The organism is Pseudomonas sp. 7-41 (genome assembly GCF_021233075.1).
In the GTDB taxonomy this organism is placed as follows: Bacteria; Pseudomonadota; Gammaproteobacteria; order Pseudomonadales; family Pseudomonadaceae; genus Aquipseudomonas; species Aquipseudomonas veronii.
Genome location: NZ_CP089551.1, coordinates 6,409,132 through 6,435,495, shown reverse-complemented (window position 1 = coordinate 6,435,495; position 26,364 = coordinate 6,409,132). Strand labels below are relative to the sequence as shown.

General features: G+C 63.8%; 25 protein-coding genes. 17 read left to right on the top strand and 8 right to left on the bottom strand.

Going from position 1 to position 26,364, the window contains the following annotated elements; genetic code table 11:
• Nucleotides 1-12: 12 nt before the first annotated feature.
• The 7 genes from LQ249_RS29370 to gshB all read right to left on the bottom strand — a co-directional run bounded on the left by LQ249_RS29370 (nt 13) and on the right by gshB (nt 6,041).
• Nucleotides 13-1,284: a dihydroorotase gene (locus tag LQ249_RS29370; RefSeq protein WP_232566078.1), complete on the bottom strand. Its 1,272-nt coding sequence runs from the start codon at nt 1,282-1,284 to the stop codon at nt 13-15.
• Nucleotides 1,281-2,285 carry an aspartate carbamoyltransferase catalytic subunit gene (locus LQ249_RS29365; RefSeq protein WP_017845002.1) on the bottom strand — a complete coding sequence of 335 codons (1,005 nt, stop codon included), beginning with the start codon at nt 2,283-2,285 and terminating at the stop codon, nt 1,281-1,283. The genes LQ249_RS29370 and LQ249_RS29365 overlap by 4 nt, the downstream gene beginning before the upstream one ends.
• Before the next feature lie 24 nt (nt 2,286-2,309).
• Nucleotides 2,310-2,816 (bottom strand): bifunctional pyr operon transcriptional regulator/uracil phosphoribosyltransferase PyrR, encoded by a 507-nt coding sequence (pyrR, locus tag LQ249_RS29360; RefSeq protein ID WP_017845001.1) that lies wholly within the window; start codon nt 2,814-2,816, stop codon nt 2,310-2,312.
• A gap of 84 nt (nt 2,817-2,900) precedes the next feature.
• Entirely contained in the window at nt 2,901-3,338 is a 438-nt protein-coding gene (gene ruvX / locus LQ249_RS29355) for a Holliday junction resolvase RuvX (protein WP_005792259.1), read from the bottom strand.
• Nucleotides 3,338-3,907: a YqgE/AlgH family protein gene (locus tag LQ249_RS29350; RefSeq protein WP_017845000.1), complete on the bottom strand. Its 570-nt coding sequence runs from the start codon at nt 3,905-3,907 to the stop codon at nt 3,338-3,340. The genes ruvX and LQ249_RS29350 overlap by 1 nt, the downstream gene beginning before the upstream one ends.
• A 197-nt stretch (nt 3,908-4,104) precedes the next feature.
• Nucleotides 4,105-5,010 carry an energy transducer TonB gene (locus LQ249_RS29345; protein WP_017844999.1) on the bottom strand — a complete coding sequence of 302 codons (906 nt, stop codon included), beginning with the start codon at nt 5,008-5,010 and terminating at the stop codon, nt 4,105-4,107.
• A gap of 77 nt (nt 5,011-5,087) precedes the next feature.
• Nucleotides 5,088-6,041 (bottom strand): glutathione synthase, encoded by a 954-nt coding sequence (gshB, locus tag LQ249_RS29340; protein ID WP_017844998.1) that lies wholly within the window; start codon nt 6,039-6,041, stop codon nt 5,088-5,090.
• A 239-nt stretch (nt 6,042-6,280) separates the two neighbouring features.
• Here gshB and pilG point away from each other — a divergent pair, with 239 nt between their 5' ends.
• From pilG to madM, 16 genes are all read left to right on the top strand, one after another.
• Nucleotides 6,281-6,688, top strand: a complete 408-nt coding sequence (gene pilG, locus LQ249_RS29335; RefSeq protein WP_010564379.1) for a twitching motility response regulator PilG — start codon at nt 6,281-6,283, stop codon at nt 6,686-6,688.
• A 46-nt stretch (nt 6,689-6,734) separates the two neighbouring features.
• On the top strand, nt 6,735-7,100 hold the full coding sequence (pilH, locus tag LQ249_RS29330) for a twitching motility response regulator PilH (RefSeq protein WP_017844997.1): 366 nt from the start codon (nt 6,735-6,737) through the stop codon (nt 7,098-7,100).
• Between the two features lie 12 nt (nt 7,101-7,112).
• Entirely contained in the window at nt 7,113-7,637 is a 525-nt protein-coding gene (locus LQ249_RS29325) for a chemotaxis protein CheW (RefSeq protein ID WP_046381763.1), read from the top strand.
• Complete coding sequence (locus LQ249_RS29320; RefSeq protein WP_046381764.1) at nt 7,634-9,685, top strand: methyl-accepting chemotaxis protein; 2,052 nt, start codon at nt 7,634-7,636, stop codon at nt 9,683-9,685. Before LQ249_RS29325 ends, LQ249_RS29320 begins: the two co-directional genes overlap by 4 nt.
• A gap of 162 nt (nt 9,686-9,847) precedes the next feature.
• A complete protein-coding gene (locus LQ249_RS29315; protein WP_057003951.1) occupies nt 9,848-15,667 on the top strand; it encodes an Hpt domain-containing protein in 5,820 nt (1,939 codons plus the stop codon).
• Entirely contained in the window at nt 15,660-16,115 is a 456-nt protein-coding gene (locus LQ249_RS29310; RefSeq protein WP_017844993.1) for a chemotaxis protein CheW, read from the top strand. Before LQ249_RS29315 ends, LQ249_RS29310 begins: the two co-directional genes overlap by 8 nt.
• Before the next feature lie 618 nt (nt 16,116-16,733).
• Nucleotides 16,734-17,174, top strand: coding sequence for a group II truncated hemoglobin (locus LQ249_RS29305; protein ID WP_126585143.1), 441 nt, complete (start codon nt 16,734-16,736; stop codon nt 17,172-17,174).
• Nucleotides 17,175-17,416: 242 nt separating this feature from the next.
• Nucleotides 17,417-19,087, top strand: coding sequence for a malonate decarboxylase subunit alpha (gene mdcA, locus LQ249_RS29300; RefSeq protein WP_046381767.1), 1,671 nt, complete (start codon nt 17,417-17,419; stop codon nt 19,085-19,087).
• On the top strand, nt 19,088-19,936 hold the full coding sequence (locus tag LQ249_RS29295; RefSeq protein ID WP_104904304.1) for a triphosphoribosyl-dephospho-CoA synthase: 849 nt from the start codon (nt 19,088-19,090) through the stop codon (nt 19,934-19,936).
• Nucleotides 19,936-20,235, top strand: a complete 300-nt coding sequence (locus LQ249_RS29290; protein WP_046381769.1) for a malonate decarboxylase subunit delta — start codon at nt 19,936-19,938, stop codon at nt 20,233-20,235. The genes LQ249_RS29295 and LQ249_RS29290 overlap by 1 nt, the downstream gene beginning before the upstream one ends.
• Nucleotides 20,228-21,070, top strand: a complete 843-nt coding sequence (locus tag LQ249_RS29285) for a biotin-independent malonate decarboxylase subunit beta (protein ID WP_108524881.1) — start codon at nt 20,228-20,230, stop codon at nt 21,068-21,070. The genes LQ249_RS29290 and LQ249_RS29285 overlap by 8 nt, the downstream gene beginning before the upstream one ends.
• On the top strand, nt 21,067-21,837 hold the full coding sequence (gene mdcE / locus LQ249_RS29280; RefSeq protein WP_232566077.1) for a biotin-independent malonate decarboxylase subunit gamma: 771 nt from the start codon (nt 21,067-21,069) through the stop codon (nt 21,835-21,837). Before LQ249_RS29285 ends, mdcE begins: the two co-directional genes overlap by 4 nt.
• A complete protein-coding gene (locus LQ249_RS29275) occupies nt 21,831-22,427 on the top strand; it encodes a malonate decarboxylase holo-ACP synthase (RefSeq protein WP_232566076.1) in 597 nt (198 codons plus the stop codon). The genes mdcE and LQ249_RS29275 overlap by 7 nt, the downstream gene beginning before the upstream one ends.
• On the top strand, nt 22,424-23,323 hold the full coding sequence (gene mdcH, locus LQ249_RS29270; protein WP_232566075.1) for a malonate decarboxylase subunit epsilon: 900 nt from the start codon (nt 22,424-22,426) through the stop codon (nt 23,321-23,323). The genes LQ249_RS29275 and mdcH overlap by 4 nt, the downstream gene beginning before the upstream one ends.
• A gap of 66 nt (nt 23,324-23,389) precedes the next feature.
• Nucleotides 23,390-23,803, top strand: a complete 414-nt coding sequence (gene madL / locus LQ249_RS29265) for a malonate transporter subunit MadL (protein ID WP_017844982.1) — start codon at nt 23,390-23,392, stop codon at nt 23,801-23,803.
• 1 nt (nt 23,804) lies between these two features.
• The gene (gene madM / locus LQ249_RS29260; RefSeq protein WP_017844981.1) at nt 23,805-24,569 is read left to right on the top strand and encodes a malonate transporter subunit MadM; all 765 of its coding nucleotides are present in this window, start codon (nt 23,805-23,807) and stop codon (nt 24,567-24,569) included.
• Nucleotides 24,570-24,675: 106 nt separating this feature from the next.
• Here madM and LQ249_RS29255 read toward each other — a convergent pair whose 3' ends face one another.
• Complete coding sequence (locus LQ249_RS29255; protein ID WP_017844980.1) at nt 24,676-25,596, bottom strand: LysR family transcriptional regulator; 921 nt, start codon at nt 25,594-25,596, stop codon at nt 24,676-24,678.
• Nucleotides 25,597-25,740: 144 nt separating this feature from the next.
• On the opposite strand from LQ249_RS29255, the gene trhA reads away from it, so the two are divergent.
• The gene (trhA, locus tag LQ249_RS29250) at nt 25,741-26,358 is read left to right on the top strand and encodes a PAQR family membrane homeostasis protein TrhA (RefSeq protein WP_017844979.1); all 618 of its coding nucleotides are present in this window, start codon (nt 25,741-25,743) and stop codon (nt 26,356-26,358) included.
• Nucleotides 26,359-26,364: the final 6 nt, after the last annotated feature.

Sequence of the window (26,364 nt, the reverse complement as noted above, 5' to 3'; positions counted from 1 at the left end):
ACCGAGCCCGCTTTAGGCCTGGTAGCTGATGCGTCCGTCCACCAGGGTGTAGCGCACGCTCGCCGGCAGGCTATGGCCGATGAACGGGCAGTTTTCGCCCTTGGACAGCCAGTGCTCGCCGGCAATCGTCGAGCTGGCCGGATCGAACAGCACCAGGTCCGCCGCCGCCCCCACCGCCAACTTGCCCGCTGGCAGGCGCAAGGCGTCGGCAGGGCCTGCACTCAGGCGCGCCAGCAGCGTTGGCAGGTCGAGCAAGCCATCCTCCACCAGCGTCATCGCCAACGGCAGCAACAGCTCGACGCTGCTGATACCCGGCTCGGTCGCGCCGAACGGTGCCAGCTTGGCATCGCGCTCGTGGGGCTGGTGATGGCTGGAAATCGCCGACACCACACCGGACTTCACCGCCGCACGCAAACCCTCGCGGTCGGCACGAGTGCGCAGCGGCGGTTGTACGTGATACAGGCTGGAGAAGTCGGTCAGCGCCTCGTCCGTCAGGATCAACTGATACAGCGCCACGTCCGCCGTCACCGGCAACCCACGGGCCTGGGCCTGGGCGATCAGGGCGACGCCGCGGGCGCTGGTCAGTTGGCTGAAGTGCGCGCGCACGCCGCTTTGTTCCACCAGCAGCAGATCGCGGGCCAGGGCCACGGTTTCCGCGGTCTCCGGGATGCCCGGCAGGCCGAGGAAGCTGGCCACGGCGCCTTCATGGGCCAGGCCGCCTTCGGCCAGGTCGCGGTCCTGGGAGTGGAAGATCACCGTCAGGTCGAAGGTGGCCGCGTATTCCAGGGCACGGCACAGCGTGCGGGTGCTGCGGAAACTCTCCAGGCCGTTGCCGAAGGCCACGCAACCGGCATCGCGCAGCGCGATCAGTTCGGCCAGTTGCTCGCCTTCCAGGCCTTTGCTCAGGGCGCCGATGGGGAACACTTTGCAATTGCCGGCTTCGCGGGCGCGGTCGAGGATCAGCTCGGCCACGGCCGAGGTGTCCAGCACCGGCTTGGTGTGCGGCGGGCAGCACAGGCTGGTGACGCCACCGGCGGCGGCGGCGCGGGTTTCGCTGGTGATGTTGCCTTTGCGGCTGTAACCCGGCTCGCGCAGGGCGACGTTCAGGTCGACCAGGCCAGGCGCGGCCACCAGGCCCTTGGCGTCGAGGGTCTCACTGGCGCTGAAGCCAGCGGGCGCAGCGCCGATGGCGATGATCTTGCCGGCTTCCAGATGAAGATCGGTGACTTGATCCAGGCCACTGGCCGGATCAATGACGCGGGCGCCGAGAATGCTGAGCTTCACTGGGCCTTCTCCTGCTCGAATTGACGTTGCGCGGTTTGCCCGCTCATGGCCATGGACAGCACCGCCATGCGTATGGCGATGCCGTAGGTCACCTGGTTGAGAATCACCGACTGGTTGCCGTCGGCCACCGCCGATTCGATCTCCACCCCTCGGTTGATCGGCCCCGGGTGCATCACGATGGCATCCGGCTTGGCTCCGGCCAGACGCGTGGTGGTCAGGCCGAACAGGCGGTAGAACTCGCCTTCGCTCGGCAACAGGCCACCGGACATGCGTTCGCGTTGCAGGCGCAGCATGATCACCACGTCCACATCCTTGAGGCCTTCGGTCATGTCGGTGTAGACCTTCACGCCGTATTGCTCGATGCCGATCGGCAGCAGGGTTTTCGGCGCGATCACGCGGATATCCGGGCAGCCCAGGGTTTTCAGGGCCAGCATGTTCGAGCGCGCTACCCGCGAGTGCAGGATGTCGCCGACGATGGCCACCGAAAGGTTTTCAAAGCTGCCTTTGTGCCGACGGATGGTGAGCATGTCGAGCATGCCCTGGGTCGGGTGGGCGTGACGGCCGTCGCCGCCGTTGATGATCGCCACCTGCGGGCAGACGTGCTCGGCGATGAAGTGCGCGGCGCCGGAGTCGCCGTGGCGCACCACGAACATGTCGGCGGCCATCGCTTCAAGGTTGCGCAGGGTGTCGAGCAGGGTCTCGCCCTTGCTCGCCGACGAGGTCGACACGTTCAGTGTGATCACGTCGGCCGACAGGCGCTGGGCCGCCAGTTCGAAGGTGGTGCGGGTGCGCGTGGAGTTCTCGAAGAACACATTGCAGATGGTCTTGCCGCGCAGCAGCGGGACCTTCTTCACCGCGCGGCCACCGACTTCGAGGAACGAGTCGGCGGTGTCGAGGATTTCGGTGAGCAGTTCGCGGGGCAAACCGTCGAGGGACAAGAAGTGTTGCAGCTGGCCCTGAGCATTGAGCTGCAGCGGGCGCTTGGCATCTAGAGGCGTCATCGCGGGGACTCTTTACAAGGCGGGTTAAAGGGCAAGGTCTTGCAGTTCGAGTACGAGCGGCGTGGGACCGGACAATTTTACCCGCTGCTGGGCTGAAAGCGACAGGGTCGCGCCGACCACATCCGGGCTGATCGGCAGCTCGCCGGCGTCCAGGTCCAGCAGGCAGACCAGGGTCACGCTGGCGGGGCGGCCGTAGTCGAACAGCTCGTTCAGCGCGGCACGGACGGTGCGGCCGCTCATCAGCACGTCGTCGATCAGCACCAGGTGCTGGCCTTCGATCTCGAACGGCAGGGCCGACGGGCGCACTTGCGGGTGCAGGCCGTTCTGGCTGAAGTCGTCGCGGTAGAAGGACACATCCAGCGTACCCAGCGGCGAATCGTTGCCCAGCTCTTGCAGCAGCGCCTGGGCCACCCACACGCCGCCGGTGCGAATGCCGATGAAGCGCGGCTCGCTGATGCCACGGTGTTTCAGGTGGGCCTTGAGGCGAATCGCCATCTGGCTGATCAGTTCGGCGGGGTTTGGCAGGCTCATGGTCGCTCCTTCAAGGCCTTGCACGGCAGGGGTTGCCAGCAAGGACCGGGCTCAAACGTAAAAAGACGCGGCAAGCCGCGTCAGTCAGGATTCAAATAACGCGGTGTTTTCATCCAGCCAACCCTGCAACAGCAAGGCCGCGGCGATGGCGTCCACCGGGTTGTCGCGGTAGCTGCCTTTCTGCCCGCCACGGTCGCGGCGCTCACCCTTGGCTTCGAAGGTCGTCAGGCGCTCATCGTGGGTATAAAAAGGCAGGTTGTAGCGGCCGTTGAGGCGGCGCGCGAACTTTTCGGCGCGCAGGCACATGTCGCTGGGGGTGCCGTCCATGTTCAAGGGCAGGCCGACCACCACCGCGTCGGGCTTCCACTCCTTGATCAGGGCTTCGACCTGGTTCCAGTCCGGTATGCCGTTCTGGGCTTTCAAGGTACACAGCTCGCGGGCCTGGCCAGTGATGACCTGGCCGACAGCGACGCCGATCTGTTTGGTGCCGTAGTCAAAACCGAGGATCAGACGCAAGGCCATCAGGCGTGCCCCGCCTGGCTGGTCAGCAGGCTGAGGTTGACCCGCAGCTTGGCCGCGGCCGCGTCCAGGCGCAGCTCGGCGGCAGTGTTGAACAGAATGTCGGCATCGTAGGGGCAGGTCAGCCAGGCGTTACTGGCCAGCTCGGCCTCCAGTTGCCCGGCTTCCCAGCCAGCGTAGCCGAGGGTGATCACGCTCTGTTCGGGGCCGACGCCGTCGGCGATGGCGAACAACACGTCCTGGGATGTGGACAGCGACACGCCGTCGAGGTCCACCGTGGCCTGGAATTTCGGCCCGGTCGGGTGCAGCACGAAGCCGCGATCGGTCTGCACCGGCCCGCCGATATAGATCGGCACGCCCTGGCAGCGGGCTGGCGGGTCGATCTCCGGGCGCAGTTGCTCGAGGATATCGGCCAGGTTCAGCTCTTGCGGGCGGTTCACCACCAACCCCATGGCACCATTGGCCGTGTGCTCGACAATGTAGGTCAAGGTCTGCGCAAAGTTCGGGTCGGCCATATGGGGCATGGCGATCAGGAATTGGTGCTTGAGGTAGGTCGGGCTGACATTTTTCATGTCCGCTAGTGTGGCGTTGGAGGGGCGAACTGACAAGCTGGGAGTGATCCGAATACAGCGCCGTCGCCTTTTCTGTAGGAGCGAGCTTGCTCGCGAAAAACGCCAACGATAACGAAGTGCTCCAGGTAGAACCGCGTCGCTCTCAAGTTTTTCGCGAGCAAGCTCGCTCCTACAGTGATTGGTGTTGATTGGGGTTATCAGTTGCTGGACAGGCGATCGCCCTTGGCAAACCGCCAGGTGCGGATGATTTCCAGGCGGTCCACGTCGTTCAGGTCGCCGCTGAACGGCGCAAAGGGCGCGGCCAGGCGCACGATGCGCTGGGCGGCCTGGTCCAGCAGCGGCTGGCCGGACGATTCGAGTACCTGCACTTCATATAACGTGCCGTCGCGGTTGATCGACACCAGCAAGCGCAAATTGCCGTAGATCTGCTGGCGGCGGGCCTCGTCCGGGTAGTTGAGGTTGCCGATGCGCTCGACCTTCTTGCGCCACTCGTCCTTATACCAGGCGCCTTTGTCGCGCATGGTGGACGCCGCGTTCAGGCGGTAGATGCGCGGGCGCTTGGCGTACAGCTGTTGCTCATTGGCCAGTTCGGCTTCGAGGCTGGATATCTGGTCGGAGAGCTGCGAGCTGTCGAAGGTCGGCGCCGGCTTGACGGGCTCGGGTCGCGGTTCGGTCTTGGTTTTCTCGCGCTGGGTCGCGGCTTTTTGCGGTTTCGGCGCGACGGTGGTCACCACAGGCTTGGGCGCGGCCTGCGGGACTTCGGGCTTGGGCGTCGGCGGCGGGGAGACTTTATTTACCTTGTTGTCCTGGAACGGCGCCACTTCGGTGGTCTTGGGCACGGCTTTCTTGTCCAGCGTGCCGCTGCCCTGCTGATTGTCCTGGGCGAGAAAATCGGCCTTCTCGGGCTTCTTTTCGCTCTTGAACGTGGCGAGGGTGATTTCCAGGGTCTTGGTGATTTGCTTGGGTTCGACCATGGTGAAACCCACGCCGAGGATCAGCGCCAGGTGGATCAATGCCGCGAGAAACAGGGTAAATCCGAGCCGATCAGCCGGGCGCACGCCGCTGGGGGAGGGTTCGAAGGGCAGATCGGACGGGAGTGTCATGACAAGAAAACCAACATCGCGTGTTTCACAGGTGGCGCATGATAACGCAATGTTGGCGGGTGTCCGGCTGTTCTATGTCACTTGGCTTGTAGCTTGCGCTCAATCGCGGCCATCAGCATTTCGCCGATGTTCGTGCCAAATGCATTGTCGATCTCGCGAATACAGGTCGGGCTGGTGACGTTGATTTCGGTGAGGTGTTCACCAATTACGTCGAGGCCTACGAACAGCAAACCTTTTTCCCGCAGGGTCGGGCCGACCTGGGAAGCAATCCAGCGGTCCTTGTCCGACAAAGGCCGGGCTTCGCCACGACCGCCGGCCGCCAGGTTGCCGCGGGTCTCGCCGGCTGCCGGGATGCGTGCCAGGCAATAGTCCACCGGTTCGCCGTCGATCATCAGGATGCGCTTGTCGCCGTCCTTGATCGCCGGCAGATAAGCCTGGCCCATGATCTGCTGGGTGCCCAGGGCGGTCAGGGTTTCGAGGATCACCGACAGGTTCGGGTCGCCGGCGCGGTGGCGGAAGATCGAGGTGCCGCCCATGCCGTCCAGCGGTTTGAGGATCACATCGCCGTGCTTGGCGGCGAATTCGCGCAGCACATCGGCGCGGCGGCTGACCACGGTCGGCGGCGTGCAGTGCGGGAACAGCGTGGCGAACAGCTTCTCATTACAGTCGCGCAGGCTCTGCGGCTTGTTGACGATCAGCACGCCGGCGCGCTCGGCCTGCTCCAGCAGGTAGGTGGAGTAGACGAATTCCATGTCGAACGGCGGGTCCTTGCGCATCAGGATCACGTCCAGGTCGCTCAGGGGGCTGTCGATTTCGTCTTGCAGCTCGAACCACTTTTCAGGGTTGGCGAACACCTCGAGCGGACGCATCCGCGCACGCGCCTCGCCGTCGCCCTGGTAAAGGTCGCGCTGTTCCATATAGAACAGGCTCCAGCCGCGGGCCTGGGCGGCCAGGAGCATGGCCAGCGAGCTGTCCTTTTTATAGGAAATGCTGGCGATAGGGTCCATGACAATGCCGACGCGAACGCTCATGGGGGATTTCCTCTAGCAAATTAGGGCGCATAAAAGTGGCGTCAGAGTGGCGCTGCGACTGTTGTGGGTCAAGGAAAAACCACCTGGCGGGTCGCTCGATAGATTGCTCCACGAGACTGTGCTAAAAAGACTGCCACGGCGCAGCAGCCCCTGAATTCCAAGGCTTGTGACGCTCATCCTGGGCAGTATCAGGCCGTACACACCGAAAACCGATTCGCTGTGGCGATGGTAGAGCAGATATGGAACAGCATTCCAACGCCTTGAGAGTGATGGTGATCGACGATTCGAAAACGATCCGCCGCACCGCCGAAACCCTGTTGAAGAACGTGGGCTGCGATGTCATCACGGCCATCGATGGTTTCGATGCCCTGGCCCGGATTGTGGATCATCACCCGCACATTATCTTTGTCGACATCATGATGCCGCGCCTGGATGGCTATCAGACGTGCGCCCTGGTGAAGAACAACCCGGCGTTCAAGTCGATCCCGGTGATCATGCTGTCTTCCAAGGACGGCCTGTTCGACAAGGCCAAGGGGCGTATCGTCGGTGTCGATCAGTTTTTGACCAAGCCTTTCAGCAAGGAAGAACTGCTGGGCGCGATCAAGGCCTACGTGCCGGGTTTCGCCGCAGTAGAACAAGCACACTGACGCAACCTCACAAGGGCGTGCGTCTTCCAATGTAGTGGGGAAAACCATGGCACGTGTTCTGATCGTCGACGATTCGCCGACCGAAATGTACAAACTGACCGGCATGCTGGAAAAGCACGGTCATCAGGTCTTGAAAGCGGAAAACGGTGCCGACGGCGTGGCCCTGGCCCGCCAGGAAAAGCCCGACGCGGTCTTGATGGACATCGTGATGCCGGGCCTCAATGGCTTCCAGGCCACCCGCCAGCTGTCCAAGGAGCGGGAAACCAATGGCATCCCGATCATCATCATCACCACCAAGGACCAGGAAACCGACAAAATCTGGGGCGCGCGCCAGGGCGCCAAGGATTACCTGACCAAGCCGGTGGACGAAGCCACGCTGATCGCCACCCTGAACAAGGTCTTGGCCCGCTGACGGCACGCCATCATGACCGAGTCGCTAACCGCCTTCGAGCTGCTGCTGGACATCGACCGCCGCTGTCGCCTGCTGGCCGCTGACCTGCCGTCCCAGGAAACCCGCCTGCAAGGCTGGAGCGGGATCGGCTTTCGCGTGGGCGAACAGTGGTTTGTCGCGCCCATGCGCGAAGTCGCCGAAGTGCTGCATGAGCCGCGCTGCACTTTAATGCCCGGGGTCAAGACCTGGATCAGAGGAGTCGCTAACCTGCGTGGGCGCCTGCTGCCGGTGATGGATCTCGGTGGGTTCCTCGGCCATGCGCTGTCCAAGGCAGACAAGCAGCGGCGGGTATTGGTCGTGGAATACCAGGACATATTTATCGGGCTGCTGGTGGACGAGGTGGTGGGTATGCAGCATTTCGCACAAGACGCCTTGTTGCCCAGCGCCACCCCCGGCGTGCCCTTTATCAGTGGCCGGTTCGACGCTGATCAGCAGTGGCAGGTCTTCAGCCCCTTCGCTCTGGCCCAGGCCCCTGGCTTCATGGATGTTGCCGCATGACCACCGCTACCACGCCCAAACCCCAGGCAGGCTCACGCAGCCGCTCGCAGATCATCGTGCTGTTTATTGCGCTGATCGTGTTCATCATGTTGCTGTTCGCCAACTTCGCGTACCTCAACACCCAGTCCACCTACGACAAGCAGTACATCGGCCACGCCGGTGAGTTGCGGGTGCTGTCCCAGCGTATCGCCAAGAACGCCACCGAAGCCGCCGCCGGCAAGGCCGCGGCGTTCAAGTTGCTGGCGGAAGCGCGCAATGACTTTGCCCGGCGCTGGGGTTACCTGAAAAAGGGCGACCCGGACACCGGCCTGCCCGCCGCGCCCAGTGCGGTACGTGCAGAGATGCGGGCGGTGCAGACCGATTGGGAAGCGCTGCTGAAAAACACCGACGCGATCCTCGCCAGCGAACAGACCGTGCTGTCGTTGCATCAAGTTGCCGCGACCCTGGCCGAAACCGTGCCGCAACTGCAGATGGAATCGGAAAAGGTCGTGGATATCCTGCTGCAACGCGGCGCCCCGGCCAGCCAGGTGGCCTTGGCCCAGCGCCAGTCGCTGCTGGCCGAGCGGATCCTGGGGGCGGTCAACACCGTGCTGGCCGGTGACGAAACTGCCGCGCAGGCCGCCGATGCCTTTGGCCGCGATGCCAACCGCTTCGGCCAGGTGCTCACCGGCATGCTCCAGGGCAACCCCGGGCTGCGCATCACCCAGGTCGAGGACCACGACGCACGGGCGCGCCTGGCGGAAATCGCCGAACTGTTCGAGTTTGTCTCCGGCTCCGTGGACGAGATCCTCGAAACCTCACCGCAACTGTTCCAGGTCCGGGCCTCGGCGAGCAATATTTTCAACCTCTCGCAAACCCTGCTCGATGAAGCCTCGCACCTGGCCACCGGCTTTGAAAACCTCGCCGGCGGGCGCAGCTTCGACACGATCGGCGGCTATGTGCTGGGCTTGCTGGCGCTGGCCTCGATCATCCTGATCGGCCTGGTGATGGTCCGCGCCACCAACCAGCAACTGCGGGAAACCGCCGAGAAGAACGAGCGCAACCAGAACGCGATCATGCGCCTGCTGGATGAAATCGAAGACCTGGCCGACGGCGACCTCACCGTGACGGCCTCGGTGACCGAAGACTTCACCGGCACCATCGCCGACTCCATCAACTATTCCGTGGACCAACTGCGCGACCTTGTCGCTACCATCAACCTCACCGCCGGCCAGGTCGCCGGCGCGGTGCAGGACACCCAGGCCACCGCCATGCACCTGGCGCAGGCCTCGGAGCATCAGGCCCAGCAGATCGCCGAGGCCTCCACCGCGATCAAGCAGATGGCCCAGTCGATCGATCAGGTGTCGGCGAACGCGGCTGAATCCTCGGCGGTGGCCGAGCGCTCGGTGGAAATCGCCAACAAGGGCAATGAAGTGGTGCACAACACCATCCACGGCATGGACAACATTCGCGAGCAGATCCAGGACACCGCCAAGCGCATCAAGCGCCTGGGCGAGTCGTCCCAGGAGATCGGCGACATTGTCAGCCTGATCGATGACATCGCCGACCAGACCAACATCCTTGCGCTCAACGCCGCGATCCAGGCAAGCATGGCCGGGGATGCCGGGCGCGGCTTCGCGGTGGTTGCCGATGAAGTGCAACGCCTGGCCGAGCGCTCCTCGGCGGCCACGCGGCAGATCGAAACCCTGGTGCGGGCGATCCAGGCCGACACCAACGAAGCCGTCATCTCGATGGAACAGACCACCACTGAAGTGGTGCGCGGCGCACGGCTGGCCCAGGACGCCGGGGTGGCGCTGGAAGAGATCGAAGGTGTGTCGAAAACCCTGGCGGCGCTGATCCAGAGTATTTCCAACGCGGCGCAGCAACAGACGTCGTCGGCGGGGCAGATCTCGCTGACCATGAACGTCATCCAGCAGATCACCAGCCAGACCTCATCGGGCTCGACCGCCACCGCCGAGAGCATCGGCAACCTGGCGAAAATGGCCAGCCAGCTGCGCCGCTCAGTATCGGGCTTCACCCTCCCGGCTGCTAAGCAGGCTGATGATTGAAATGCAATCCAAATGTGGGAGGGAGCTTGCTCCCGATGGCAGTGGGTCAGTCAATGAATCAGGTGACTGATACACCGTCATCGGGAGCAAGCCCCCTCCACATGTGATCTCGCTCTTTGTTTCAAGAACACCAGCAACTCATGAATTCTAAGCGGAGCAGTTATGGTTGATCGGCACGACTACGTGGCCCTCGAATGGGTCAAGGGCGACATTGCCGAAACCCTGAAACAGGCCCGTTCGGCGCTGGACGCGTTTGTCGAAACCACCGACAACGACACCCTCGGCGACTGCCTGGCGTGCATCCATCAAGTGCATGGCGCTTTGCAAATGGTCGAGTTCTACGGCGCGGCGCTGCTCGCCGAAGAAATCGAAGCCCTGGCTCTGGCCCTGCAGGCCGGGCGCGTCAGCCAGCGCGATGAAAGCATCCGCCTGCTACAACAAGCCCTCGGCCAATTGCCGCTGTACCTGGACCGCATCCACAGCGCGCGCCGCGACTTGCCGCTGGTGGTGTTGCCGCTGCTCAACGACCTGCGCAGTGCGCGCGGCGAAAGCCTGTTGTCCGAAACCAGCCTGTTCAGCCCGCAACTGCTGTCGATTGCGCCGTTGTCCGAAGAAACGCTGGCGCAACGTGCGCCGCCCGACCTGAACGAGCAGGTGCGCCAGTGGCACTTGCTGCTGCAACAAGCCCTGGCCGGGTTGCTGCGCGAAGATCACGGCCCGAGCAACCTGGAAGACATGGCGCGGGTCTTCGCCCGCCTCGAAGCGCTGTGCCAGGGCGCGCCGCTGTTGCCGCTGTGGCAAGTCACCTCGGCGCTGGTCGAGGGCATGTTGACCGGCGTGATCGCCAACAGCCCGGCGCTGCGCAGCCTGCTCAAGGCCAGCGACAAGCAACTCAAGCGCCTGCTCGTCCAGGGCATTGGCGGCATCAACCAGCCGGCGCCGGATGAACTGCTCAAGAGCCTGCTGTTCTACGTCGCCAAAGTCACCCGGCCAACGCCGCGCATGCAAAGCCTGAAAGAACGCTACGGCCTCGATGAAGCCTTGCCCGACAGCGCCGTGGTCGATGCCGAACGGGCGCGCCTGGCCGGGCCGGACCGCAATGCGATGGGCTCGGTGCTCGGCGCGTTGTGCGAGGAGCTGGTGCGGGTCAAGGAACGCCTCGACCTGTTCGTGCGCAGCGACCGTCAACACACCAGCGACCTCGATGCGCTGTTGGCGCCGCTGCGGCAAATCGCCGATACCCTTGCGGTGCTGGGCTTTGGCCAGCCGCGCAAAGTCATCATCGACCAGCTTGCAGTGGTGTTGAGCCTGGCCCAGGGCCAGCGCGAACCCAACGATGCGGTGCTGATGGATGTCGCCGGCGCGTTGCTCTACGTCGAAGCCACGCTGGCCGGGATGGCGGGCACGGTCGAGCCGGAAAACCGCGAAGAAAGCCGCCTGCCCACCACCGACCTGACGCAGATTCATCAGTTGGTGATCCGCGAGTCCTGCCAGTGCCTCAAGCAAGCCAAAGAGCTGGTGATCGACTGCATCGACGCCCAGTGGGAGCGCCAGCGCCTGGAGTCCCTGCCGGAGCTGTTGAGCCAGGTGCGCGGCGCCCTGGCGATGATTCCACTGCCACGCGCAGCGAGCCTGATGCGCGGTTGCACCGATTACGTCGATGAACAACTGATGATCAACGACGCAGTGCCGTCCGCAGAGCAGTTGGAGCATTTCGCCGACGTGATCAGCGGCCTGGAGTATTACCTGGAACGCATGCTCCAAGACCCCGACGCCGCTGGCGAACGGGTGCTGGAGCTGGCCACCCGGGGCCTGGCCGCGCTGGGTTACCTGCCTGCCGAAAAGCCCTGGCGCCAGGCGCTGGTGGCGCCGGATGGCGCGCTGTCGAGCGAGAGCACGCCGAGCCAGTCCCAGTTCGACGCGCTGGCCAATCCCGCTTCGCGCTTGAACCCGCCCGCCCTGCAACGCCCCGGCAGCCTGCTGCCACCGCCGGCCGGTGAAGAGCCGATCGACGACGAACTGCGTGAAGTGTTCCTCGAAGAGACCGCCGAAGTCCTCGAGGTGCTGCACCACCATCTACCGAGCGGCGTCGATAAAACCGCCCTCGGCGAAATGCGCCGAGCCTTCCACACCCTCAAAGGCAGCGGCCGCATGGTGCGGGCCCTGGTGCTGGCGGAACTGGCCTGGGCCGTCGAGAACCTGCTCAACCGCGTGCTGGAGCGCAGCGTGGCCGCCGGCCCCGAGGTGCAACAGGTGCTGGATGAAGCAGTGGCCCTGCTGCCGGAACTGATCGCCGACTTCGCCGCCGGTGCCCAGCGCCAGCGGGACGCGGTCGACGCCCTGGCCGCGCGCGCCCACGCGTTGGCCAGCGGCACTGCCGTGGCGGCTGCCGAACCCCATGACCCGATGCTGCTGGAGATCTTCCGCAACGAAGTCCAGAGCCACCTCGACAGCCTCAACCATTTCCTGCGCCAGGCCGCCGAGCATGTGCCGCTGCAAGTCAGCGATGAGCTGCAACGCGCCTTGCACACCCTCAAAGGCAGCGCTTACATGGCCGGCGTGCTGCCGATCGCCGAACTGGCGCGCCCGCTCGATCACCTGACCCGCGAGTACAAGGCCCACCGCCTGCCGTTGGACCTGGATGAAGTGGAACTGCTGCTGGAGGCCGAGGGCCTGTTCCAACGGGGCTTGCGCCAGTTGAACGGCGACCCGCTGATGCCGATCCAAGGGGCCGCCGACCTGATCGGTCGCACCCAAAGCCTGCTCGATCAGCAGCTTCAAGCCCAGCTCGAAGCGCCGAGCACCGGGCTGCGGATCAAGCGTGATCCGCAGTTGATCAACAACTTCCTGGCCCAGGGCATGGACATCCTGCTCGACGCCGAAAGCCTGCTGCGCCGCTGGCAACAACACCCCGGCGAACGCCAGGAACTGACCGCGCTGCTGGATGAATTGACCACCCTGGGGCAGGGCGCGCACCTCGCCGACCTGCACGCCATCGACGAACTGTGCGAAGCCCTGCTCGACCTTTACGGCGCCGTGGAAGAAAGCAGCCTGGCGGTCAGCGAGCGGTTTTTCCAGGAGGCCGAACAGGCCCACGAAGCGCTGATCAACATGCTCGACGAACTGGCCGCCGGCCAGGAAATCAGCCCGGCCCCGACGCGCATGCAAGCCTTGCGCGAGCTGCTGGATGGCGCCCTCGATCCGTCCGCCACCGGCCTGATCAAAAGCGACGGCAGCCGTGCGCTGAGCATCTCCGAACTGGGCGCCGCGACGGCCCGCCTGGATCGGCACGCGGTGGTAGATGATGAGATCGTCGAGATCTTCCTCGAAGAAGCCGTGGATATCCTCGACAGCGCCGGGCAATCCCTCAAGCGCTGGTTGCTGGAACCCGAGGGCGTAGCGCCGTTGACCTCGTTGCAGCGCGATATGCACACCCTCAAGGGCGGCGCGCGCATGGCCGAAATCGGGCCGGTCGGCGACCTTGCCTACGAGCTGGAAGGGCTTTACGAAGGCCTGGCGGACCGCCGCTACAGCTATTCCGGCGAGCTGTCCCAGGTACTGATGTCCAGTCATGAGCACTTGGCGTTGCAGTTGGACCAGTTGCAAGAGCATCAGGCGCTGAGCGATTCCAGTGAGTTGATCGCCAAAGTCCGGGCGTTGCGCCACAGCGGTTCGCCCACGGCGCCTGTCGCGACCGCGCATACCTTGGGCATCGACCCTGAATTGCTGGATATCTTCCTCGAAGAAGCTGCCGACATTCTCGACAGCTCGGGCGCGGCGTTGCTGCGCTGGCAGGCTGAGCCTCACAACCGCCAGGAAGTCGAAACCCTGCTGCGCGACCTGCACACCCTCAAGGGCGGTGCGCGCATGGTCGAGATCGGCCCGATCGGCGACTTGGCCCATGAGCTGGAGTTTCTCTACGAAGGCTTGTCCTCCGGTTTGCTCGTGGCGTCCTCTGAGTTGTTCGCCTTGCTGCAAGGTTGTCACGACCGCCTGGCGCAGATGATTGATGCGGTGGCGGCGGGCTTGCCGGTGGGCTCGGTGGACAAACTCATTGAGCGCATCAAGAGCCTGGTCCACCCCAGCGATGAGCCAGTTGCGGCGGTGGCGTTGGTGACGGGCAAGGCCGAAGCGGCTGTCGAACCGACGGCCGACATGGTGAAAATCTCCGCCGACCTGCTGGACGACCTAGTCAACCTGGCCGGTGAAACCTCGATCTTCCGTGGCCGAATCGAACAGCAGGTCAACGACGCGCAGGTTGCCCTCAACGAGGTGGAAACCACCCTCGAGCGCATGCGCGACCAACTGCGTCGGCTCGACAGCGAAACCCAGGGCCGCCTCTTCAGCCGTCAGCAGGCCGAAGCCGAGCGCTTGGACTATGACGAGTTCGACCCGCTGGAAATGGACCGTCATTCACAGTTGCAGCAACTGTCCCGGGCGTTGTTCGAGTCTGCCTCCGACTTGCTCGACCTCAAGGAAACCCTCGAACGCCGCAACCAGGATGCCCACGACCTGTTGCAGCAACAGGCGCGCATCAACACCGAATTGCAAGAAGGCCTGATGCGAACGCGCATGGTGCCCTTTGAACGCATGCTGCCGCGCCTCAAGCGCATCGTGCGCCAGGTCGCGCAGGAGTTGGGCAAGGACGTGGAATTCGTGGTCGGCAATGCCGAGGGCGAGATGGACCGCAACGTGCTGGAACGCATGGTCGCGCCGCTGGAACATATGCTGCGCAACGCCGTCGATCACGGCCTGGAGTCCCGCGAGGCGCGGCTGCTGGCCGGCAAGCCCGAGAAGGGCCGCGTCACCCTGGACCTGACCCACGAAGGCGGCGATATCGTCTTTGACCTGCGCGACGACGGTGCCGGCGTGTCTCTGGATGCGGTACGGCGCAAGGCGATCAAGCGCGGCCTGCTCGCCGCTGATCAAGAGATCAGCGACCATGACGTGTTGCAGTTCATCCTGCAGCCGGGGTTCTCCACCGCGGAAAAGATCACCCAGATTTCCGGGCGTGGCGTGGGCATGGACGTGGTGCATGAAGAAGTGCGACAGCTTGGCGGCTCGATGTTTATCGATTCGATACCGGGGGCGGGCGTGCATTTTCGTATTCGCCTGCCGTTCACCGTGTCGGTCAACCGTGCGCTGATGGTGCAGTGCGCGGACGATCAATACGCGATGCCGCTCAACACCATCGAAGGCCTGGTGCGTGTGCTGCCCCATGAGCTGGAAGGGCACTATCAACTGGACCCGCCGCGTTATGAATACGCCGGCCAGCGCTATGAGCTGTTTTACCTCGGCGACCTGCTGCACACGGTCGCCCGCCCGAAACTGCTGGGCCAGTACCAACCGCTTCCCGTGCTGTTGGTGCAGTACAACGAACGGCACGTGGCGGTGCAGGTGGACAGCATGGCGGGGAGCCGGGAAATCGTGGTCAAGGGCCTGGGGCCGCAGTTTGCCGGGGTGAAGGGGCTCTCCGGGGCGACCATTCTCGGCGATGGCCGCGTGGTCTTGATCATCGACCTGCTCGCCCACATCCGCGCCCGGCAACCGGCCTTGCCGGCGCAGGTGGTGGACGTCCCGCTGCTGCTCAACGCGCCGCTGAAAAAGCGCCCGCTGCTGGTGCTGGTGGTGGACGACTCGGTCACCGTGCGCAAAGTCACCAGCCGCCTGCTCGAGCGCAACGGCATGAACGTCCTCACCGCCAAGGACGGCATCGACGCCATGGCCGTGCTGGAAGAACACACCCCGGACCTGATGCTGCTGGACATCGAAATGCCGCGCATGGACGGTTTCGAAGTGGCCATCCAGGTGCGCAACGACCCACGGCTGATGCGCTTGCCGATCATCATGATCACCTCCCGCACCGGCCAGAAGCACCGCGACCGCGCCATGGCCATCGGCGTCAACGACTACCTCGGCAAGCCGTATCAGGAGTCGGTGCTGCTGGAAAGCATCGCCTATTGGAGCAAGTCCCATGCTTGACCACCGCACCAGCCAACTCACCGGCCTGCTCCTGCCCCTGGCCGACCGCCACCTGGTGCTGCCCAACGTCGCCATCGCTGAACTGATCGACTTCCAGCGCGGCGAACCGGCCAGCGACGCACCGCCCTGGTACTTGCGGCAAGTGACCTGGCGCGACCGGCAATTGCCGCTGATCAGCTTCGAAGCGGCCTGCGGTGAAGCCAGCGTGACCGGCGAGCGCTCGCGCATCGTCGTGCTGAACGCCCTGGGCGGGCGGCCGTCATTGAAGTTCATTGCGATGGTGATCCAGGGGATTCCCCGCTCCTACAAACTCGATAGCCAGTTGAGCTACGTGGATGTGCCGCTGTGCCCGCTGGAACTGGCGGCGGTGCAGGTGGGGGAGCATGTGGCGAAAGTGCCGGATTTGATGGGGTTAGAAGCCCTGCTGGTTGAATCCGGCCTGGCCTGAACATAAGCCTTGCGATGATCCCGATGTGGGAGGGGGCTTGCTCCCACACAGGTTAGCGTTGAGCGCACTGATGTCAGAATTGAATGTTGTTTATGTAGGCAAGTTCTTTGCCTGGATTGGACAGGTTTTCCGGCCTGAATGGGACTCCCTTTTGGGGACCGCTATTTAAAAGACACCGCCGAACAAATGTGGGAGGGGGCTTGCCCCCGATGGCGGTGTGTCAGTCTCAGTATCTGTAACTGAGCCACTGCCATCGGGGGCGAGCCCCCTCCCACACAGGTTAGCGCTCGTCTTCAGAGCTCAATCAATCCGCTGCTCCCAATGCTCGGCCTGCCACACGTCGTAGGCGCTCGCCCGCACCCTGACTGCCAACCACTGCCGTCATAGCCGATTGGCAGAAGATGTGACTGCCAACGCATCTGCCATCTTCGTGCTCGAATAGTTAAGTATTTGTTATCAATCAATAAAAAACACATTTCCGCTCTTGGCATGGCGCGTGCTAACTGCCTGGTCATGGCCCGTTGCGATAAACGACGGCGGCGTTATCTGCCAATGGCAGTGCTGTGTGACGCATGTGCTTGCGGGCGGGATAAAGTTCCAACATTGAGTGCTGACGATATGACTGAACTATTGAGTACCGTGCATAAGAACAACACCAGTACTTATCTCCAGTTAGGGGGAGAGGTGGGTATCCATAAACTGGTCGACCGCTTTTACGAATTGATGGAGGTGCTGTGCGAGGCGCGAAGAGTGCGCCAGATGCACCCGCCGAGTCTTGCCGGCAGCGCCGACAGTCTATTCAAGTTCCTGAGTGGCTGGCTTGGCGGCCCGCCACTGTTTCAACAGGAACGTGGCCACCCGCGTTTGCGCATGCGACATGCGCCCTTTGCAGTCAGTATTGTCGAGCGCGACGAATGGATGCTGTGCATGCGTCAGGCAATCAACGAGCAGGTGGATGACGCAGTCCTGAATGCGAAGCTGCAACGTATGTTTTCCGAAATGGCCGACCACATGATTAATACCGATGGCAGCCGCGCAGGTGTTGCGGCGCCGCTTTGAACGTCGGCTAACTCTCCCAACTGGAGGCTTCGTGCGCAAAAGCCGACGGTGGTTCCGCATTTACCTCGCTTCGAGTAGCGCCGTGGGTTGTTTTGGGGGGCATGTTGCTCCCCATTAGGCTTAACCCCGTGTCTGTCGCTGATTCATTACTCCAGCCGTAACGATCCGCCGCCCAGCTTGATTGATGCCCCTCTGAATCACTCCTAAGGTACAGCCCACGACAGCAAACCCGTGGAGCGACCATGACAACAATAATTACCCCCGACTCGCGCTGGACGCGGCGGCGCGACGAGAAGCAGCGGCGGCTCGGGCTGGTCAAGCAGTATGCGGATGGGGCCGTGCTGCCCAGCGACAAAATCGTCGAGGCCCTCGAAGCCCTGATCCTCCCCGGCGACCGCGTGGTGCTGGAGGGCAATAACCAGAAGCAGGCGGATTTCCTCTCGCGCTCCCTGGCCAAGGCTGACCCGGCCAAGCTCCACGATTTGCACATGATCATGCCCAGTGTCGGCCGGTCCGAGCACCTGGACCTGTTTGAAAAGGGCATCGCGCGCAAGCTCGACTTCTCTTTCGCCGGCACCCAATCCCTGCGCATCAGCCAGTTGCTGGAAGACGGCCTGCTGGAAATCGGCGCGATCCACACCTACATCGAACTCTACGCCCGGCTGGTGGTGGACCTGATCCCCAATGTGGTGCTCTCGGCCGGTTTCATGGCCGACCGCGCCGGTAATATCTACACCGGCGCGAGTACCGAAGACACCCCGGCGCTGATCGAGCCGGCAGCGTTCAGCGATGGCATTGTCATCGTGCAGGTCAATCAGTTGGTGGATGACGTCACCGACTTGCCCCGCGTCGACATCCCGGCCAGTTGGGTCGACTTCGTGGTGGTGGCCGACAAGCCGTTCTACATCGAACCGCTGTTCACCCGTGACCCGCGCCACATCAAGCCGGTGCATGTGCTGATGGCGATGATGGCAATCCGCGGCATCTACGAAAAACACAACGTGCAGTCGCTCAACCACGGTATCGGCTTCAATACCGCCGCCATCGAATTGATCCTGCCCACCTACGGCGAATCCCTGGGTCTTAAGGGCAAGATCTGCCGCAACTGGACCCTCAACCCGCACCCCACGCTGATCCCCGCCATTGAAAGCGGCTGGGTCGAAAGCGTGCATTGCTTTGGCACTGAACTGGGCATGGAACACTACATCGCCGCCCGCCCGGATGTGTTTTTCACCGGCCGCGACGGTTCCATGCGCTCCAACCGCATGTTCTGCCAACTCGCCGGCCAATACGCGGTGGACCTGTTTATCGGCGCCACCCTGCAAGTCGACGGCGACGGGCATTCCTCCACGGTCACCCGCGGGCGCCTCGCCGGTTTCGGCGGCGCACCGAACATGGGCCACGACCCGCGTGGCCGCCGCCATGGCACCCCGGCCTGGCTCGACATGCGTCACGAGGATGCTCCCGAAGCACTCTTGGAGCGCGGCAAAAAGCTCGTGGTGCAAATGGTCGAGACGTTCCAGGAAGGCGGCAAACCGACCTTCGTCAACACCCTCGACGCGGTGGAGGTGGCGCGCAAAAGCGGCATGCCCCTGGCACCGATCATGATCTACGGTGACGACGTCACCCACTTGCTCACCGAAGAAGGCATCGCCTACCTGTACAAGGCGCGCTCCCTGGAAGAGCGCCAGGCGATGATCGCCGCCGTCGCCGGGGTGACCGCCATCGGCATGCGCCATAACCCCAAGGACACCGCGCGCATGCGCCGTGAGGGCCTGATCGCCTGGCCCGAAGACCTCGGCATCCGCCGCACCGACGCCACCCGTGAGTTGTTGGCCGCCAAGAGCGTGGCCGACTTGGTGGAGTGGTCCGGCGGTTTGTACAACCCTCCCGCCAAGTTCAGGAGCTGGTAAATGCGCGCCCTCAAACTGCACCCACTCAGCGTTGCCGAACGCCTGGCGGACCTGGCCGTCGACGCCCTGATCGACGAAGCCGACCTGTCGCCCAAACCGGCCCTGGTGGACCGTCGTGGCAACGGCGCCCACCGCGATTTGCACCTGGGCCTGATGCATGCCTCGGCGCTGTCGCTGTGGCCGATGTTCCTGGCAATGGCCGAAGCCGCCCGCGACATCGGTGAAGTCGGCTTGCCCCTGCGCGAAGCCCTCGGCCGCATCGGTCGTGAGGGTGAACAGGCGATGCTCGTCACCACCCTCGGCGTGAACACCCATCGCGGTGCGATCTGGGCCCTCGGCTTACTCACTGCGGCAGCGGCACTGGAACCCCAATCCCTTCACCCGAATGCCGTAACCCTGACAGCGGCAAAACTGGCCCTACTCGATGATCGCCATGCCCCGCAACCCATGAGCCACGGCGCGCAGGTGGCGCAACGCTACGGCGCACGCGGTGCCCGTGAGGAAGCCCAACTGGGTTTCCCCTCGGTGCTGCAACGCGGCCTGCCGCAACTGCACAAAAGCCGCCAGCAACAGGCCGGTGAACAGAACGCGCGCCTGGATGCGTTGCTCGCGATCATGACCGCCCTGGCCGACACCTGCGTGCTCTACCGCGCCGGCACTGCGGGCCTGCACGCCATGCAACACGGCGCCCAAGCGGTGCTCGACGCAGGCGGCAGCGCGACCCTGGCCGGTCGCCGCCATTTGCACGAACTCGACCAACAGCTGTTGGCCCTGAATGCCTCCCCCGGCGGCGCCGCCGACCTGTTGGCCGCCTGCCTGTTTATCGACCGCCTCGATGGAGCGTTTTGATGGAAACCTTATCCTTTGAATTTCCCGCCGGGCAGCCGCCCAAAGGTCGCGCGCTGGTGGGGTGTGTCGGTTCGGGCGACCTCGAAGTGCTGCTGGAACCGGGCACGCCCGGCATCCTGAGCATTCAGGTACAGACCTCGGTGAATGGCGCCGAACAGCGCTGGCAGCACCTGTTCGAGCGGATCTTCCAGGAGCACACGCCGCCCGCGTTGAACATTGATATCCACGACTTCGGTGCCACGCCCGGCGTGGTGCGCCTGCGCCTGGAACAAGGCTTCGAGGAGATCGGCCATGACTGACTTGCTCAGCAAACACAGCTTCGTCGAACTGGGCGCACGGCAACGGGCCAGGGCCTTGTTGGACGCAGGTTCTTACCGTGAACTGATCGACCCGTTCGAGCGGGTCATGTCGCCCTGGCTCAGCCGTCAGGGCGTGGTGCCCCAGGCCGACGACGGTGTGGTGATCGCCAAAGGCAACATCGCTGGCAAGCCGGTGGTGATCGCCGCGATCGAAGGCAACTTCCAGGGCGGCAGCCTCGGTGAGGTCGGCGGCGCAAAAATCGCCGGCGCCCTTGAACTGGCGGCCGAAGACAACCGCAACGGCATCCCGACCCGCGCCGTGCTGCTGCTGGAAACCGGTGGCGTGCGCCTGCAGGAAGCCAACCTGGGCCTGGCGGCGATTGCCGATATCCACGCCGCGATTGTCGATCTGCGCCAGTATCAGCCGGTGATCGGCGTGGTGGCGGGCAGCGTCGGTTGCTTTGGCGGGATGTCCATCGCCGCCGGGCTGTGCAGCTATCTGCTGGTGACCCGCGAAGCGCGCCTGGGCTTGAACGGTCCGCAGGTGATCGAGCAGGAAGCCGGCCTGGATGAATACGATTCCCGCGACCGGCCCTTTATCTGGAGCCTGACCGGTGGCGAACAACGCTTCAACAGCGGCTTGGCCGACCGTTACGTGGCGGACGATGTCGCGCAGATTCAGCAGACCGTCAGCGCGCTATTGCAGCTCGGCTTGCCCGCTCAACAACGCAGTCGCCGCGCCGACTTCTATCTGGCGCGCCTGGCTGAACTGGACGCCGAACCGCAAATCGACCCGGCGACGGTTCGCGATCTGTATCAGGGAGAACGCTCATGAGAGGCTTGCAGTGGTTCAACGCGTTGAGTGCCGGCGCCCAACCCGTGGAAGGGTTGCCGGACTCGCTGAAAGTCGCCGATGGCGTATTGGGTGAACACAAGGTGCGCTTTATCGCCGTGGTCCCTGACGCGCAAAACCGCTTCCCTCGCGCACGCAATGGCGAAGTCGGCCTGCTCGAAGGCTTTGGGTTGGCCAAAGCCGTGGATGAAGCCATTGCGACCGGCGACCAGCGCCCATTGATCGCCATCGTCGATGTGCCGAGCCAGGCCTATGGCCGTCGCGAAGAAGCCCTCGGCATCCATCAAGCCCTGGCCGCCGCGGTCGACAGCTACGCTCGCGCCCGTCTGGCCGGGCACCCGGTGATCGGGTTGTTGGTGGGCAAGGCCATGTCCGGCGCGTTCCTCGCCCACGGCTACCAGGCCAACCGCCTGATCGCCCTGCGCGACCCCGGCGTGATGGTTCACGCCATGGGCAAGGCCTCGGCGGCGCGGGTGACCCTGCGCAGCGTCGAAGAGCTCGAAGCCCTGGCCGCCAGCGTGCCGCCGATGGCCTATGACATCGACAGCTATGCCAGCCTCGGTTTGCTCTGGGAGACCTTGTCGGTCAGCCAGATTGAACAGCCGACGAAGGACGATGTGGCGCGGGTCAGCGATTGCCTGGTCAGTGCGATCAAGGATGTCGATGGCCGTGATTTGAGCGGTCGCCTGGGTGCGCCCCATCGCGCCGCCTCCAGCCATGTGCGCCAACTGCTGCGGGCGCAATGGTGAACGCCCACGACCTGCTCTGGGGCATGACCCCGGCGCATGTGCTTGCCGATGCGCCGGCCTGGGTGCTGGAGGCGCTCGGTGCCGGGCAGCCGGTGGTGGTCCGCCGCGCCATTGCGCAACCGGGCCTGGTGGCGGTCGGCGTGCGCGGGCGTTTGCGCGAGCAGCGTTTCGCCGCCCAGATGCCGCTGGCGCTGGTGCGGCGGCGCGTGACGCCGCAAGCCCTGCGCGAGGTGACATCGCCACGGGATTTGCCGGCATTGCGGGCGCTGGCTCAACTGCGGCCGCTGCTGGCGCAGAAGGATTGGGGCGTCAGCGGCAGTGCGGGTTTTGAATTGGCCACGGGCATCGAAGCGCTGCATGACGCCAGCGATCTGGATTTGATCCTGCGCACCCCCGAGCCGCTGGGGCGACGCGACGCCGGGGACTTGCTGGCGATCCTGGACACGGCGGTCTGCGCCGTGGACCTGCAACTGCAAACCCCGTTTGGCGCCGTCGCCTTGCGCGAATGGGCCGGCTCGTCACGTCGCGTATTACTCAAAACCGCCAGCGGCGCGCACCTGGTCATCGATCCCTGGCAGGCGCTGATATGAGCAGCCTGCTGGTGTTTCCGGGGCAGGGTGCGCAACGCCCTGGCATGCTTCGGCATTTGCCTGCGTCGGTGCTGGACGAAGCCAGCGAGGCCTTGGCTGAAGACGTTCGCCCACTCGACTCTGCGCGGGCCTTGGCCAGTACCCGCGCTGTGCAGTTGTGCCTGTTGATTGCGGGTGTGGCCCATGCGCGCCTGTTGGCGCGCACGCCGGACTATGTGGCGGGTTTGTCCATCGGCGCTTACCCAGCGGCGGTGATTGCCGGTGCCCTCGACTTTGCCGACGCCGTCCGGCTGGTCAGCCTGCGTGGCGAACTGATGCAGCAGGCTTATCCACAGGGCTACGGCATGACCGCCCTGATCGGCCCGGATTTATCCACTGTCGAAACCCTGCTGGCCGCCATCCATAGTCCCGAAACCCCGGTGTACCTGGCCAATATCAACGCCGACAACCAGACGGTGATCGCCGGCAGCGATGAAGCGATGCAGCGTGTCGCCCAGCGCGTCAAAGGCAACGGCATCGCCAAGCGCCTGGCCGTCAGCGTGCCGTCCCATTGCGCGCTGCTGGAGCGCCCGGCCCAGGTGCTGGCTGAAGCGTTCGTCACGCTCAAGGCTCCGCGCATCAGCTACTTGAGCAGCACCCGGGCGCGGCCGATCCGCGACCCTGCGCAACTGCGCGACGACCTGGCCTTCAACATGTGTCGCGTCGTCGACTGGCGCGGCACCGTGCAAAGCGCCTATGAGCGCGGCGTGCGCCTGCAGATCGAACTGCCCCCCGGCGCCGTTCTCACCGGCTTGTCACGCCGCGTGTTCGAACACGGCACGGTGATCGCCTGCGAAGGTGCGCGCCTGGACACCTTGCAGGCCCTGCTGGAAGAGGAGGAGCGCCGCCACCGATAAAGCACCACCCAAGGCTTTCGAAGCACAACAACAAAAAATCGATCGAGCACTTTGAGGACAACAACAATGATTATTTACGGTGTGGCATTGCTGGCGATCTGCACGCTCGCGGGCGTGATCATGGGCGACATGCTTGGCGTGTTGCTCGGCGTCAAATCCAACGTGGGCGGGGTGGGCATCGCGATGATCCTGCTGATCTGCGCACGGCTGTGGATGCACAAACGCGGCGGCATGACCAAGGATTGCGAAATGGGCGTCGGCTTCTGGGGCGCGATGTACATCCCCGTGGTGGTGGCGATGGCCGCGCAACAAAATGTGGTCACCGCTCTGCACGGCGGCCCGGTCGCGGTGCTCGCGGCGATTGGTTCGGTGGTGGTGTGTGGTTGCACCATCGCGTTGATCAGCCGCACGCACAAGGGCGAACCGCTGCCCGATGAAGAACCGCTGATCACACCGACACCTGTCGTGGGAGGCCGCTGATATGTGGGCTCTCATTGAAAAGGGTTTGGAGCATAACGGCCTGGTCACCGCCTTTGCGTTCGTGGGCGTGGTGATGTGGATTTCTGTGGTGCTGTCCAAGCGTCTGACGTTCGGGCGCGTTCACGGCTCGGCGATTGCTATCGTGATCGGCCTGGTGCTGGCCTGGGTCGGCGGCACCATGACTGGCGGGCAAAAAGGCCTGGCGGATATATCGCTGTTCTCCGGCATCGGCCTGATGGGCGGCGCGATGCTGCGCGACTTCGCCATCGTCGCCACGGCGTTTGAAGTGCAAGCCACCGAAGCGCGCAAGGCCGGGATGATTGGTGTGATTGCGCTGCTGCTGGGCACGATCCTGCCGTTTATCGTCGGTGCAAGCATGGCCTGGGTGTTCGGTTATCGCGATGCGATCAGCATGACCACCATCGGCGCTGGCGCCGTGACCTACATCGTCGGCCCGGTGACCGGTGCGGCGATCGGCGCGACCTCGGATGTGATGGCGCTGTCGATTGCCACTGGCTTGATCAAGGCGATTCTGGTGATGGTCGGCACGCCGGTTGCGGCGCGTTGGATGGGCCTGGATAACCCGCGTTCGGCGATGGTGTTCGGTGGGCTGGCCGGTACGGTGAGTGGCGTGACGGCGGGGCTGGCGGCAACAGATCGGCGCCTGGTGCCGTATGGCGCGCTGACCGCGACGTTCCACACCGGGCTTGGCTGTTTGCTCGGGCCTTCGTTGCTGTACTTCATTGTGCGAGGGTTGGTGGGCTGACTTTGGGGTTTTGCGGTGATTGGGCTGGCGCTATCGGGGGCAAGCCCCCTCCCACATTTGGAGTGCGTTTCAATGTGGGAGGGGGCTTGCCCCCGATAACGGTCTGTCAGGCTGTCACCTGCCGATTGGCATACATCCGACATTCGGCCAACAACGCCAGCAAATTCGGATCACGCTCCTTGGCCTTCAAGAACACCACCCCGATATGTTGCTGCAACCGATACCGGGGTTGCAGCGGTATCAGCTTCACGCGGTTCTCATACACCGCCGCAATCCGCCCCGGCAGCAGCGCATAACCGACCCCCGAACTGACCATGCTCAGCAGGGTGAAGATGTCATTGACCTGCATCGCCACCTTCGGTTCGAACCCCGCTTGCTTGAACACACGGTTGCCGTCCTGGTGGGTGGCGAAGCCTTGGGTGAGGGTGATGAACGTGGCGTCGCGCACGTCGGCCAGGTCGATCTGCTGGTCGCGGTCGAAGGGCGAGTCGGCGGGCGTGGCGAGGAAGATGTCGTCGGAGAACAACGCGATCTGTTCGCAATCGGGGTCGTTGGCGCGTTCGTCGAGGGAGATCAGGATCGCGTCGACTTCCATGTTCTTGAGCTTATACAGCAGGTCGAAGTTGGAGCCGAGGATCAGGTCGATGTTGAGTTCGCTGCGGCGCAGTTTCAGGCCCATGATCAGCTGCGGCACGGTTTTCACCGTCAGCGAATACAGCGAGCCGAGCTTGAAGCGTTCGGCGGAGAAGCCGGCGGCTTCGCGGGTCAGGCGGATGCTGTCGACTGCGTCCTGCACCAGCTTTTGTGCGCGCTCTTCGAGCACGTAGGCGCTTTCCAGCGGGGTGAGGTTGCGGCCTTCATGCTTGAACAGCGGGCAGCGCAGGGCGTTTTCCAGGGAGTGGATGGCGCGGTGTACGCTGACGTTGCTGGTTTGCAGCTCGGCAGCGGCGCGGGCCAGGTTGCCGGTACGCATGAAGGCCAGGAAGATTTCCAGCTTTTTGAGGGTGAACTCTTCGTCGATCAACATGGCCGTGGCTCTTGTTCGAATGCTGCCGATTGTGCCCGCAAAACCGTGCGGCGTCGCCGGAACGTCATAAGGCCCTTGCACTCTGATGCGCAAGGCGGGACGCTTGTCAGCCAGCGGTCAACGGTTACGGGAGGTCAGTGACAGATGTACCACGGGGAACGATTCAACGCCTGGAGCCATTTGCTCGGTGCAGTCGCGGCGTGTGTGGGCGCGGTGTGGATGTTGGTGGTGGCGAGCCTGGACGGCAGCCCCTGGAAGATTGTCAGCGTGGCGATTTATGGGTTTACGTTGATGGTGCTGTACAGCGCGTCGACGGTGTATCACAGCGTGCAGGGGCGGCGAAAAGCGATCATGCAGAAGGTCGATCACTTTTCGATCTACCTGTTGATCGCCGGCAGTTACACGCCGTTTTGCCTGGTCAGTTTAAGAGGGCCGTGGGGCTGGACGTTGTTCGGGATCGTGTGGGGGCTGGCGGTGATCGGCATTCTGCAGGAGATCAAACCGCGTTCTGAAGCACGGGTTCTGTCGATCGTGATCTATGCGGTGATGGGCTGGATCGTGCTGGTGGCGGTCAAGCCGCTGATCGCCGCGCTGGGCACGGCGGGGTTTATCTGGCTGGCGGCGGGCGGGGTGTTGTACACCGTCGGCATCATCTTTTTTGCCCTGGAGGATCGCCTGCGGCATTCCCATGGGATCTGGCATCTGTTTGTGATCGGAGGCAGTTTGCTGCATTTCGTGGCGATCATGCATTACGTGCTCTAACGCACG